This is a genomic window from Achromobacter sp. 77 (assembly GCF_020541125.1).
Taxonomy (GTDB): Bacteria; Pseudomonadota; Gammaproteobacteria; order Burkholderiales; family Burkholderiaceae_B; genus Achromobacter; species Achromobacter mucicolens.
Map to the genome: position 1 here is coordinate 3,659,477 of NZ_CP059848.1, position 12,260 is coordinate 3,671,736.

Genomic DNA, 12,260 nt, shown 5'->3' on the forward strand with positions numbered 1-12,260 from the left:
CTATCGTGGCGCTTTTTCTGATTGGGCAACGACATGATCTATCTGGTGTTGGCGCTGTTTGGCGGTCTGAGCGGGGTCACGACGGTGCTGTTCGGCTTTGGCGGGGGTTTCGTGGTCGTGCCGGCCCTGTATGGGGTGTTGACGTCGCTGCATGGCGCGGACGACGCGATGCGCCAGTCGGCGATGCAAATCGCGGTGGCCACTTCCACGGGCGTGATGATCGTCAACTCGGTCTCGGCCACGCGCAAGCATTGGCGCGCCGGCAACCTTATCGGTGAATACGTCTGGCCGCTGGCGGGTTATATCGCGGCGGGCGCACTGCTGGGCGCGCTTGCCGCCATGCACGCCGGCGGCGACTTCGTGCGCCATGCATTCATCGTCTATCTGGCGGCGACTGTCCTGGATTGCGTGCTGCGCCAGGGCTTCATGTCTGGGCGCGACGGCGTGGGGCCGCGCGGGCTGGACCGCGTCACCGCGATGGGCGGCGGCGTCGTCATCGGAATGATTGCCGCGTTTCTAGGGGTGGGAGGCAGCGTCATGACCGTGCCGCTGCTGCGCCGGCGGGGCCTGCCCATGGCCAAGGCCGCCGCCATGGCCAATCCGCTATCGCTGCCTGTCGCGCTGGCGGGCACGCTGGCCTACCTGGCCGCCGCGCGCGACCTGCCCCACGCGCTGGCGCCATGGATTGTGGGGTATGTGGACATATTGGCCTTCGCGGTGCTTGCGATGGGGTCGCTGGCCGGGATTCACCTTGCCGCCCCGCTGATCCCGCGCATCCCCGACCGTGTGCACGCCCGCGTCTACGTGCTGCTGCTGATTCTCGTCTTGTTGAGCATGATCGCGCTCTAACCCTGGATTTTCGGCAAACCTAAGGAAACATCGCGGCCAGCAGCGACTACGAAACCGCGCAAAACGTTTCGGGCGCGGCCCGGGGGCGCCCCCCGCACAGGCTCGGTCGTCTCGTGGCCTGCCGAAACAGGAAAACACATCGCGAAACTTGTCCCCTGGCCGCCCGGATCGTCATCATGGTCGGACTATCAACCGGAACAAGGAGTTTTCATGCAGCGTTCCACTTTTGCATTCCTATCCGCCGCCGTGCTGACGACGGCGCTGTCCGGTGCACCCGCCCTGGCTCAACAAAGCGCGCAGGCCCCGGCGCAGACGCAGGCCCAGCCCGGCATGGCTCCCGCCATCCAGAAACCGACGGATCAACAATTGCAGAAGTTCGCCTCGGCTTCGCAGAAGATTTCGGGCGTCGTTGACGAATACCGTCCCAAGGTCGACGCCGCCAAGACCGATGACGCCAAGCAGAAGGTCGTTCAGGAGGCGGACGCCAAGATGGTCAAACTTGTCCGCGCCGATGGGCTGTCGGTCGAGGAATTCAACGGTATTGGCCAAGCCGTGCAGCAAGATCCCCAGCTTCGCGACCGTCTGATGAAGATGGCGCCGGCGCAGCGCTGACCTGCAACGGCATCCCAAACGGACACCACATCGGATTCCGCTCGCGTACGACGCGGCTAATTCGATGACTCGGCGCCGCGCTCCCTGCTGGGGCCGCGGCGCCTTGTTCATTGGGCCTGTCAGGTCTTCAGGCGATAACCCGTCTTGAAGATCCAACGCACGCCGATCAGGCACGCCACCAGGAAGACCAATGTCATGCCCACGCTGATTTCGATACTGACGTCCGACACCCCGAAGAACGCCCAGCGGAAACCGCTGACCAGGTAGACCACGGGATTGAACAGCGTGACGGTCTGCCAGAACGGCGGCAGCATGTTGATGGAATAGAACGTGCCGCCCAGGAACGTCAGGGGCGTGATGATCATCAGCGGAATGATCTGCAGCTTTTCAAAGCCGTCGGCCCAGATGCCGATGATGAAGCCGAACAGGCTGAACGTCACCGCAGTCAACACCAGGAAGGACAGCATCCAGAACGGGTGCGCGACGTCGAAGGTCACGAACAGCCGCGCGGTGGCCAGCATGATGAGGCCCAGGATGATGGACTTGCTGGCAGCCGCTCCCACGTAGCCCATCAGGATCTCCACGTAGGAGATCGGCGCCGAATGGATCTCGTAGATCGTGCCGGAAAAGCGTGGCATGTAGATGCCGAACGAGGCGTTGGCGACGCTTTGCGTCAGCAGCGACAGCATGATCATGCCGGGCACGATGAACGCGCCGTAGCTCACGCCGTCGATTTCGACCATGTGCGATCCGATGGCCGAGCCGAACACGACAAAATAAAGCGAGGTCGAAATCACCGGCGACAGCACGCTTTGCATCAGCGTGCGCCAGGCGCGGGCCATTTCGAAAAGGTAGATGGCGCGTATGGCGTAGAAGTTCATGATTGACCGTGCACCAGGCTGACAAAGATGTCCTCGAGCGAGCTTTCCGAGGTATTCAGGTCCGCAAATTCGATCTGCAGGCGGCTCAGGTCCTGCAGCAGACGCGAGATGTCGCCGCCCCGTTCGTTGTCATAGGTATAGACCAGCTTGTAGCCATCGGCGGACAGCTCAAGCTGGTAGGCGTCCAGCGCCGTGGGGATGCCCGGCAGCGGCGCCTTCAACGTCAGCGCAAGCTGGCGCTTGCCCAGCTTGGCCATGAGCGCGTTCTTTTCCTCGACCAGGATGATCTCGCCCTTGCGGATGACGCCGATGCGGTCCGCCATTTCCTGGGCTTCTTCGATGTAGTGCGTGGTCAGGATGATGGTGACGCCGCTTTCGCGCAGCCGACGCACCATTTCCCACATGCCGCGCCGCAATTCGACGTCGACGCCCGCGGTGGGCTCGTCCAGGAACAGGATGGCCGGTTCGTGCGACAGCGCCTTGGCGATCATGACTCGCCGCTTCATGCCGCCGGACAGCGCCATGATGCGGCTGTCTTTCTTGTCCCACAGCGACAGCTCGCGCAGGACCTTTTCGATATAGGCGGGATCCGCCGGCTTGCCGAACAGCCCGCGGCTGAAGGTGACGGTGTTCCACACGCTTTCAAAGGCGTCGGTGGAAATTTCCTGCGGCACCAATCCGATCTTGGACCGCGCGGCGCGAAAATCCGTCACGATATCGTGACCGTCGGCCAGCACCCTGCCCTGGGTGGGATTCACGATGCCGCAGATGATGCTGATCAGCGTGGTCTTGCCCGCGCCGTTCGGCCCGAGCAACGCAAAAATCTCGCCGCGCTGGATGTCCAGGTTGACGTTCTTGAGCGCCTGGAATCCGGACGCATATTGCTTGGATAAGCCTTGTACTGAAATGACTGGCTGCACGCGAGCCCCCAACTTGACCATAGCCGGAGGATTTTACCCGCCGCGCAGACCCTGCTTGTTCAGCGTGGCGGAACGGTGTGTTTGATTTTTGGAAACACTGGCCTTAGAAGTCTTCGTCCTCTTCCACCTTTGGCATCAGGTAGGCCGTCAACGCGCTGGAAAAGCCGGCCATCACCCACAAGACGAAAAACGATACGGTGTAAAAGCCCATGCGGCCCGTGGGAACGTATCCAAAAATGGTCACGTCCAGCGGGTCGATCAGGGCGAAGATCAGCGCGCTTCCCGCTGCGGCGGCCAAAAACGATGGCCACAGGATCCACATCAGCGATCGCAATCCCATGCGTGCACTCCCCCGATCAAGGTTTGGCGGCTGCCGGGCTGGCAGCCGCCGGCGACTGCGTCCCGGCCGCGGCAGGCGCGGTCTGTTCGATGACCAGCCCCCGCTTGACCACGCCCTCCTGGATGGGCTGGCTGGCAAACTGGGTCATCGCAAAGTAGATCGTGATGAAGCAGCCTATCATGGCGGCAAACGGACCCGCCATCAGGATCCACGGCCAGGGCTCGCGGTACCAGGGCTTGACGGGATGCGCCGGGTCGGCGGATTCGAGGGTGATGTGTGCAGCGTTCATGAAATGTCCTTGTAGTGCCCAGGGCGAGTGTCAGCCCTACTCGGGCACGTAGAAACTGGCGGCTTCATCGGTTTCGACCTGGCGGTTCTCGCCGTCCTGCCCCTTGGCCCGCAGCGTGATGGCATGCGCGCCGGGCGTGGCCCCCGCCGGGGCGCGGATGACCATCGGCACCAGCTTGTTGGCGGCCGGCTCGACCTCGACCACGTCCGATCCCTGCTGCCCCGCCATCACCGCCAGGTCGGGCATGCCTTCGGCCGTCAGGCGCAGGCGCATTGGCGCGTCCGAGGTGTTGATGATCTGCAGGCGGTAAACGTTTTCGATCATGCCGCCCGCCACCTCGCGGCCCAGCACGCCGCGGTCTCGGATGACGTCGACGCGCAACGGGTTGCGGACCACCAGCGAGGCCACGAAGGCCACCGCCAGAATCAGGATCAACGTGCCGTAGATCAGCACGCGAGGCCGCAGCAGATGCGACCGCGCGCTCTTGGTGGACAGGCCGTCCAGCATGGCGCGCTCGGACGTGTAGCGGATAAGACCGGGTTCGTACTGCATCTTGTCCATCACCTGCTCACAGGCGTCGATGCACGCGCCGCAGCCGATGCACATGTATTGCAGGCCGTCACGGATGTCGATGCCCGTCGGACAGACCTGCACGCAGAGACTGCAGTCGACACAGTCGCCCAGCCCTTGCGCCTTGTGGTCGACCTTGCGCGAGCGGCCGCCGCGCGGGTCGCCCCGGCGCTTGTCGTACGTGACGACGAACGTGTCCGGATCGACCATCACGCTCTGGAAGCGAGCGTAAGGGCACATGTACTTGCACACCGATTCGCGCATGAAGCCGGCATTGCCCCAGGTGGCAAAGCCGTAAAACAGCATCCAGAACCATTGCCACGGCCCGAGCTGGAGCGCGAACAGTTCGTGGCCGAGTTCGCGGATGGGCGCGAAGTAGCCGATGAACGTGGATCCCGTCCACCACGCCAGCGCGATCCACAGGAAGTGCTTGGTGAATTTCAGGCGGAACTTGCGCCAGGTCCAGGGCGATTCGTCCAGGCGGATGCGCGCAATGCGGTCGCCTTCGACCTTGCGCTCGATCCACATGAAGATTTCGGTGTAGACGGTTTGCGGACAGGCGTAGCCGCAGAACAGGCGCCCGGCCACCGCCGTGAAAAGAAACAGCGCCAATGCCGAGATGACCAGCAGCACGGCAAGATAGACGACGTCCTGCGGCCAGAGCACCAGTCCGAACAAATAGAACTTGCGCGCGCCCAGGTCGAACAGCACGGCCTGTCGCCCGTTCCATTGCAGCCAGGGCAAACCGTAGAAGATGATCTGCGTGATGAAGACGAACGCGATGCGCCAGCGGGCAAATATGCCGCTGACGGACCGCGGGTAGATCTTGCTTCGCACCCCCGCCAGCGTCTGTTCCAGGGTTTCCTGGCCAGGACGCGGCGGCCGCGTATGCGGCCGCCAAGGCGGCGGGTCACCGCCAGGCGAACTGCTGACGCTTGCGGTTGACCCATCTTCCATTTGCTGCTCCGTGCTGGTTAGTGCTTAGTGATATGGAAGGCCGCTGCGCGGCCGTCCATTTACGTGCTGCCGGCTCACTGCTTGGCCGCGCCGGACTCGGCGGGCGATGCGGCGGCCTGCTTCTGCGCGTCGGGCTTGTTCGACAGACCCCAGACCCAGGCAGTCAGGATCTTGATCTGCTCGGGGCTCAGGATGTGTTCGTGTGCCGGCATGCGGTTGTCGCGGCCTTCAAGAATGGTCTTGACGATGCTGGCTTCCGAGCTGCCGTAGAGCCAGACGTCGTCGGTCAGGTTCGGCGCGCCGACGAGCTGGTTGCCCTTGCCATCGACACCGTGACAGGCGACGCAGAAGTTGGCGAACTCGCGCTTGCCGCGGAACACGCGGACCGGATCGGCGGTCAGGCCCGACAGCGAACGCACGTACTGCGCGATGTCGCCGGCCATCTTGGGATCGATCGAGTCCTTCCAGGGCGGCATGATGCCGTGGCGGCCTTGCTTGATGGTTTGCATGATGGCTTCGGGCGAGCCGCCGTGCAGCCAGTCGCCGTCGGTCAGGTTGGGGAAGCTGGGCGCGCCCTTGGCGTCGGAACCGTGGCACTGCGCGCAGGTGTTCAGGAAAAGGCGCTGGCCGATTTCGCGGGCGCCCGGATCCTGTGCGATCTGCGGCACGGTCATGGTTTCGAAGCGCGCGTAGATGGGACGCACGGTCTCGGCCATCTTGGCCTGCTGCTGCGCCACTTCCTCGGTGCTGCTGTATCCCAGCTTGCCCTTGTACTCGCCCAGGCCCGGCATCAGGAACAGGTAACCCAGCGCAAAGGCGCAGGCCAGCAGATACATCCACGTCCACCAGGTGGGGACCGGGTTGTTGAGCTCGGTCAGGTCGCCGTCCCAGACGTGGCCGGTGTCCTCGACCTGGCCACTGGCCGGCTTGGCGCTGAGCCAGCGGCGTTGCGTGTACAGCAGCCACACGCACCACACCACCCCGCCCACGGCGACGATCGAGATGAAATACCCCCAGAAGCCATTGACGAAATCGCTCATGACCGATTCGCTCCATCTTGTTGTGCCTGCCCGAATTCATCGGGCAGTGCGAACGGCAGCATGGCCGATTCGCGGTTGGCGCTCTGGCGGCCGCGCGAGCAGGCCCACCAGACGATGCCGAAAAAGGTCGCCATCGAGATGGCGGTGACGATTGCGCTGATATAGCCGACCATGATCAGCCTCCCGAGGCCGCTTGAGCGGCCGGCTGCGCCGAGGACTGCTGGGACTTCTTGGCTTCTTCGGCCTTCTTGGCTTCTTCAGCCTGCTTGGCCAGCTGCGCCTTGCGAACGCCTACGCCCAACCCTTGCAGGTAGGCCACCAGCGCGTCTTCTTCGGTCTTGCCTTCGATGGCCTTCGGCGCGGCGGCGATTTCCTCGTCGGTGTAGGGCACGCCCAGGGCGCGCAGGGCACGCATGCGCTGGTCGACGTTCTGGCCGGTGATGACCGTCTTTTCAAGCCACGGATAGGCGGGCATGTTGGATTCCGGCACCACCTTGCGCGGATCGCGCAGGTGGATGCGGTGCCAGTCGTCGGAGTAACGCTCGCCCACGCGGGCCAGGTCGGGGCCGGTACGCTTGGAGCCCCACAGGAACGGGTGGTCGAAGACCGATTCAGCTGCCACGGAGTACGACCCGTAGCGCTGGACCTCGGCGGCGAGCACGCGGACCTGCTGCGAGTGGCAGCCGACGCAGCCTTCGCGGATGTAGACGTCGCGGCCCATCAGCCGCAGCGGGCTGTAGGGTTCGACGCCCGCCACGGGCTGGGTGGTGCTGTGCTGGAAGAACAGCGGGATGATCTGGACCAGCCCTGCGAAGGAGACCACCAGGATGCTGGCGATGATCATCCAGCCGATGTTCTTCTCGAGGGTCTGGTGAGAAAAGAAGCCGTGATTCTTGTTGGCCATGATGTCCTCGTCAAACAGTGGCCGGCACGGCGGTCGCGGGGACCGTCGGACGGGCGGCATGGGGATCGTCTTGCGGAATGGCGGGATTGACCGCCGTGGCGCCGCTCACCGTCTTCCATACGTTCCAGGCCATGACGAACACACCGCACAAGAACAGGGTTCCACCCAGCAAACGGATCAGGTAGTACGGAACGCGCGTCTTCAGTTCTTCGACGAAGCTGTAGACCAGGGTGCCGTCCGGCGCCGTGTCGCGCCACATCAGACCTTGCTGCACGCCGGCGATCCACATGGCGGCGATGTACAGCACCACGCCGATGGTCGCGATCCAGAAGTGCAGTTCGATGGCCTTGACGCTGTACATCTTTTCGCGGCCGTACAGGCGCGGGATCAGGTAGTAGAGCGAGCCGAACGAAATCATGGCGACCCAGCCCAGCGCGCCGGAGTGCACGTGGCCGATGGTCCAGTCCGTGTAGTGCGACAGCGCGTTCACGGTGCGGATCGACATCATCGAGCCTTCGAACGTGGACATGCCGTAGAACGACAGCGCGGTGACCATGAACTTCAGGATCGGATCGGTGCGCAGCTTGTACCAGGCACCCTGCAGGGTCATGATGCCGTTGATCATGCCGCCCCAGGAAGGTGCCAGCAGGATCAGCGAGAAGGTCATGCCCAGCGACTGGGTCCAGTCGGGCAGCGACGTGTACAGCAGGTGGTGCGGGCCCGCCCACATGTACGTGAAGGCCAGCGCCCAGAAGTGGACGATGGACAGGCGATACGAGTAGATGGGACGGCCGGCCTGCTTGGGCACGAAGTAATACATCATGCCCAGGAAGCTGGTGGTCAGGAAGAAGCCCACGGCGTTATGGCCGTACCACCACTGCACCATGGCGTCCTGCACGCCCGCGTAGGCGGAGTAGGACTTCCACATCGACACCGGCATTTCAATGTTGTTGAAGATGTGCAGGATGGCGATGGTGAGGATGTACGAGCCGAAGAACCAGTTGGCCACGTAGATGTGCTTGGACCGGCGCTTGATGATGGTGCCGAAGAACACGATGGCGTAGGCGACCCAGACCAGCGTGATCAGGATGTCGATGGGCCATTCGAGTTCGGCGTATTCCTTGCTGCTGGTAAAACCCATGGGCAAGGTGATCGCGGCCGCGACGATGACGACCTGCCAGCCCCAGAACGTGAAGGCGGCGAGTTTGTCGCAGAACAGGCGCGCCTGACAGGTGCGCTGCACGACGTAGTAGGACGTCGCGAAAAGAGCGCTGCCGCCGAAGGCGAAGATCACGGCGTTGGTGTGCAGCGGGCGCAGGCGGCCGTAGCTGAGCCATGCGGTGTCGAAATTCAACTGAGGCCAAATTAGCTGCGCGGCAAGAAACACACCGACAGCCATGCCGACAATGCCCCAGACCACGGTCATGATGGCGAACTGCCTCACGACCTTGTAGTTGAAGGTATCGGACTTGCTTGCGATTGCGGGGCAATCGTTCATCACCCATCCCCTAAAGTAACAAGAACTTCCAGGCTTCGATGATGGGACTAGTCACAGGAGTCGGCGTTGATTTGGATCAACCGGGTTGCGACGCCTTGGACATCGCTGCATAACCGCAACGCTCTTAGGGGTATCTGGGCGTGAAAAGACCTGGCCGGCGGCTGCGGCAAGGGGCGCGCAACCGTCAGCGGCGGCCGGCGGCGCCGCTGTCGTCGTCGCGCAGGATGGCCGTGCCGGCGTTGTCGGTGTCGTCGTACTGGCCATTGAAAACGGCCCACCACAACGACACGCCGATGGCGAGCACGAACAGCAGCGAGAGCGGCAGCAGAAGGTACAGGATGGTCATGATGCCGTCCCCAGCGCGCTGCCGGCTGCTGGGGCGCCCGACCAGTCGCGGCGGCACAGGCGCCACGAGTTGTAGGCCACCGCCAGCGACGACAACAGCATGGTGATGGCAGCCAGCCAGGGCGTGACCCAGCCAACCAGCGCCAGCGGCGTCATCAGCAGGTGCCAGACGAGCGAGCCGTAAAGGTTCTGCCGCGCCTTGCGCCGCGCCTCGGCAAGCAGCGCGTCCAGCGCGGACTCGGGCATGTCGGGGTGCGCCGCCAGCGCGCTGTGCGCGGACGCCATGGCGGTGGGCACCGCCATGGACATGGCGCAGGGGCAGCTCATGACCAGCAGCGCCACCATGACGGGAATGCTGTGGGCGGGATCGATGTAGGCCCAGCCGGCAGCGGCGGCCAGCGCCAGCGCAACCTGCGCCATGACGAACCGGGACGCCACGCGGTCGGCGCGCGCCCCCAATTGCAGGCGCTGGTCTTCGACGCGGGCATGGCGGCGGCCGGCGGCACCCGCGCCGCCGAAGGATTGGCGGGCGCACAGTTCGAGGTAGCGCGCGGTGAGCAGGAACGCCACGAACATCGTGACCGAGTCGAAATAGACTTCGCCGCGGCCGGTGTAGGTGGCGTGCACGCTGGGGATGAAGGCGGCGACGATGCCAAGCGCCACCGGCACGTCCATGCCGGCGCGCCCCTGCCGCAGGTTGGCGCCGGCATGGCGCCAGATGGGCCATGCCGAATACAGGACAACGGGCACGGTCAGCGCGAAGCTGGCCCAGTTCATGAGAACGATGGCCCAATCCAGGGTTTCGAGCGCGTCGGCGGGCATGGATTCGTGGCGCAGATAGCCGGGCCACGCGAACATCATGACCTGCATCATCGCCAGCCACGCGAGCGACAGCCGCACCAGCGCGTGGCGGCGTTGCTGGCGGTCGGCGTCGGGCAGGCTGGGCGGGACGGCGAAAATGGATTTGGCACGCATGATGGCGATGGTAATCAGGCCCGCCCCTGGCCGCCTTGATCTGAATCAAGGCGGTCGTGGCGATTTGCCGCCGCACCGGCCGCCCCCTGTCCGTCCCCCCCTGTCCGTCCCCCCCTGTCCGTCCCCCCCTGTCCGTCCCCCTGTCCGTCCCCCTGTCCGTCCCCCTGTCCGACCCCCTGTCCTTCCCCCTGTCCTTCCCCCTGTCCTTCCCCCTGTCCTTCCCCCTGTCCGCCCCCCCTGTCCGCCCCCCATCCGCCCGCCCACGCCATCCGTCCGGCCATGGCCGATATGGCCGGTGGCGTGCGCGGCGAACGCCTGATACAAGATCATCCTGACGGCCTGCATTTTCTGCGCGGCCTGAAGGGCATCGGCGCGACCACCCCCGCACCTGGCCGCCCGCCGCTGGGCGCGGCGCAACTGCGCCGGGTGCTGGCCGCGTTTGACGAACAAGGCGCCACGGTGACGTATCACCTGGCGTTCGGTATGTGGAGAAAGACCATGCAGCGGCCTAATGGCGTTTTTGTGACGGGCACCGATACCGGCATCGGCAAAACCCTGGTGTCGGCCATCCTGGCCCGTGCCTGGAATGCCGATTACTGGAAGCCGGTGCAGACGGGCGTGGCCGAAGAGCCCGGCGACACCGACACCGTCGCCCACTTGGCGCGGTTGCCGCCCGAGCGCCTGCACCTGCCTGCCTACGTGCTGCAGGCGCCGCTGTCGCCGTGGGCGGCCGCCACGCTGGAGGACACGATTGTCGACGCCACCACCATCGTGCCGCCCGCAACGCGGGCACCGCTGATTGTGGAAGGCGCGGGCGGCCTGTATGTGCCGATCGACGACACGCACATGATGATCGACCTGATCGCGCGCCTGGACATGCCGGTGGTGCTGGCGGCGCGCAGCGGACTGGGCACCATCAACCACACCTTGCTGAGCCTGAAGGCGTTGCAGCGGCGCGGCATCCCCGTGCTGGGCGTGGTCATGAGCGGCCCGCCGTCCGCGGGCAACAAGGAAGCCATCGAGCGCTTTGGCGGCGTGCGCGTGCTGGCGGAGATCCCGCCGCTGCCGCGCGTGGACGCCGCGGCCGTCGATGCATTGGCCCAGGGCATCGCGCCGCTGGCCGAATGCCTGGCGGCGCTGTATGACGCCGAAACCGAAGCGGACTAGCCCAGACGCCAGCCCGGCGGGCCCGGCATCACTGCCGGGCCATGTCGATAAACGCCCGCAGCGCCGATGAGACGCGGCGCTGCCGGGGGTAATACAGCATGAAACCCGGAACCACGGGACACCAATCCTCCAGCAACCGCACCAGCCTGCCCGATGCAAGCAGGTCCGCCACGTAGCTTTCGGGAACGTAGCCAATACCGATGCCATCGCAGGCCGCGCGCACTTCGGCATGCACGTCGCTCAGCGCAATGCGGCCCGGCACGTCGATTTCCACCTTTTCGCCGTCCTTCTCGAACTCCCATTTGAAATAGCGGCCGCTGGGAAACCGGTAGCGCACGCAGTCGTGCCGCAGCAGGTCGGCCGGCGTCCGGGGCGCCTCGCGCCCCTGCAGATAGCCGGGCGATACCACCACCACCGCGCGCAGCGGCGGGCCGATGGGAACCGCGACCATGTCCTCGGGCACGGCTTCAAGCAAACGCACGCCCGCGTCGAAGCCGGATTTCACGATGTCCACAAAACTGTCGTCTTCCCCTATTTCCAGGCGGATGTCCGGATAAGCAGCCAGAAAACGGGCCGCCATGGGCATCAGCAACAGGTACGAGGCGGCGCGCGACGTGTTGATGCGCAGCGTGCCGGCAGCGGAACCGCGAAAGTGGTTCATTTCGTCCAGTGCGTCGCCCAGGCCATGCAGCACCGGCTGCAGGCGCTCGGCCAGGCGGTGGCCGGCTTCGGTCAGGGCCACGCTGCGCGTGGTGCGGTTGAACAGGTTCACGCGAAGCCGCTCTTCCAGGTTGCGGATGGCGTAGCTGACCGCCGAGGTCGACAGACTGAGCTCTTCGCCCGCCTTGCGGAAGCTGCCCAGACGGGCAACCGCCGAGAACGCGGCAAGATGGGATAAGTTGTCGAGCGACAT

Annotated in this window: 14 protein-coding genes and 1 pseudogene; 3 read left to right on the plus strand and 12 right to left on the minus strand. The window is 64.8% G+C overall.

The features are described 5' to 3' along the window. The first annotated feature begins 33 nt into the window (after positions 1–33). Together H4P35_RS16885 and H4P35_RS16890 are read left to right on the plus strand one after the other, a co-directional pair. Positions 34–849, plus strand: a complete 816-nt coding sequence (locus H4P35_RS16885; RefSeq protein ID WP_226846304.1) for a sulfite exporter TauE/SafE family protein — start codon at positions 34–36, stop codon at positions 847–849. Positions 850–1,059: 210 nt separating this feature from the next. After that, entirely contained in the window at positions 1,060–1,461 is a 402-nt protein-coding gene (locus H4P35_RS16890; RefSeq protein ID WP_152384903.1) for a DUF4168 domain-containing protein, read from the plus strand. Between the two features lie 119 nt (positions 1,462–1,580). Here the strand turns inward: H4P35_RS16890 and H4P35_RS16895 are convergent, their stop codons facing one another. The 11 genes from H4P35_RS16895 to H4P35_RS16945 form a co-directional block, all read right to left on the minus strand. Next, entirely contained in the window at positions 1,581–2,342 is a 762-nt protein-coding gene (locus H4P35_RS16895) for an ABC transporter permease (RefSeq protein ID WP_056323950.1), read from the minus strand. Continuing rightward, positions 2,339–3,262: an ABC transporter ATP-binding protein gene (locus H4P35_RS16900; RefSeq protein WP_226846305.1), complete on the minus strand. Its 924-nt coding sequence runs from the start codon at positions 3,260–3,262 to the stop codon at positions 2,339–2,341. The genes H4P35_RS16895 and H4P35_RS16900 overlap by 4 nt, the downstream gene beginning before the upstream one ends. Before the next feature lie 103 nt (positions 3,263–3,365). Continuing rightward, entirely contained in the window at positions 3,366–3,602 is a 237-nt protein-coding gene (locus H4P35_RS16905; RefSeq protein WP_056323947.1) for a hypothetical protein, read from the minus strand. A 16-nt stretch (positions 3,603–3,618) separates the two neighbouring features. Beyond that, on the minus strand, positions 3,619–3,891 hold the full coding sequence (locus H4P35_RS16910) for a FixH family protein (RefSeq protein WP_062839085.1): 273 nt from the start codon (positions 3,889–3,891) through the stop codon (positions 3,619–3,621). Positions 3,892–3,927: 36 nt separating this feature from the next. After that, positions 3,928–5,418: a cytochrome c oxidase accessory protein CcoG gene (gene ccoG, locus H4P35_RS16915; RefSeq protein WP_128828608.1), complete on the minus strand. Its 1,491-nt coding sequence runs from the start codon at positions 5,416–5,418 to the stop codon at positions 3,928–3,930. 74 nt (positions 5,419–5,492) lie between these two features. Beyond that, positions 5,493–6,458, minus strand: a complete 966-nt coding sequence (ccoP, locus tag H4P35_RS16920) for a cytochrome-c oxidase, cbb3-type subunit III (RefSeq protein ID WP_226846306.1) — start codon at positions 6,456–6,458, stop codon at positions 5,493–5,495. Beyond that, positions 6,455–6,631: a cytochrome oxidase gene (locus H4P35_RS16925; protein WP_056323938.1), complete on the minus strand. Its 177-nt coding sequence runs from the start codon at positions 6,629–6,631 to the stop codon at positions 6,455–6,457. The genes ccoP and H4P35_RS16925 overlap by 4 nt, the downstream gene beginning before the upstream one ends. A 2-nt stretch (positions 6,632–6,633) precedes the next feature. Continuing rightward, positions 6,634–7,362: a cytochrome-c oxidase, cbb3-type subunit II gene (gene ccoO / locus H4P35_RS16930; protein ID WP_056323935.1), complete on the minus strand. Its 729-nt coding sequence runs from the start codon at positions 7,360–7,362 to the stop codon at positions 6,634–6,636. Between the two features lie 10 nt (positions 7,363–7,372). Beyond that, complete coding sequence (gene ccoN, locus H4P35_RS16935) at positions 7,373–8,860, minus strand: cytochrome-c oxidase, cbb3-type subunit I (RefSeq protein ID WP_056323933.1); 1,488 nt, start codon at positions 8,858–8,860, stop codon at positions 7,373–7,375. 184 nt (positions 8,861–9,044) lie between these two features. Beyond that, positions 9,045–9,206 carry a cbb3-type cytochrome oxidase assembly protein CcoS gene (gene ccoS / locus H4P35_RS16940; RefSeq protein WP_062839088.1) on the minus strand — a complete coding sequence of 54 codons (162 nt, stop codon included), beginning with the start codon at positions 9,204–9,206 and terminating at the stop codon, positions 9,045–9,047. Beyond that, positions 9,203–10,180, minus strand: a complete 978-nt coding sequence (locus H4P35_RS16945; protein WP_226846307.1) for a hypothetical protein — start codon at positions 10,178–10,180, stop codon at positions 9,203–9,205. Before H4P35_RS16945 ends, ccoS begins: the two co-directional genes overlap by 4 nt. Before the next feature lie 249 nt (positions 10,181–10,429). Here H4P35_RS16945 and bioD point away from each other — a divergent pair. Next, positions 10,430–11,347 (plus strand): annotated as a pseudogene (bioD, locus tag H4P35_RS16950) (dethiobiotin synthase); the annotation flags it as partial. Positions 11,348–11,375: 28 nt separating this feature from the next. On the opposite strand, the gene H4P35_RS16955 reads toward bioD, so the two are convergent. Beyond that, on the minus strand, positions 11,376–12,260 hold the full coding sequence (locus tag H4P35_RS16955; RefSeq protein ID WP_226846309.1) for a LysR family transcriptional regulator: 885 nt from the start codon (positions 12,258–12,260) through the stop codon (positions 11,376–11,378).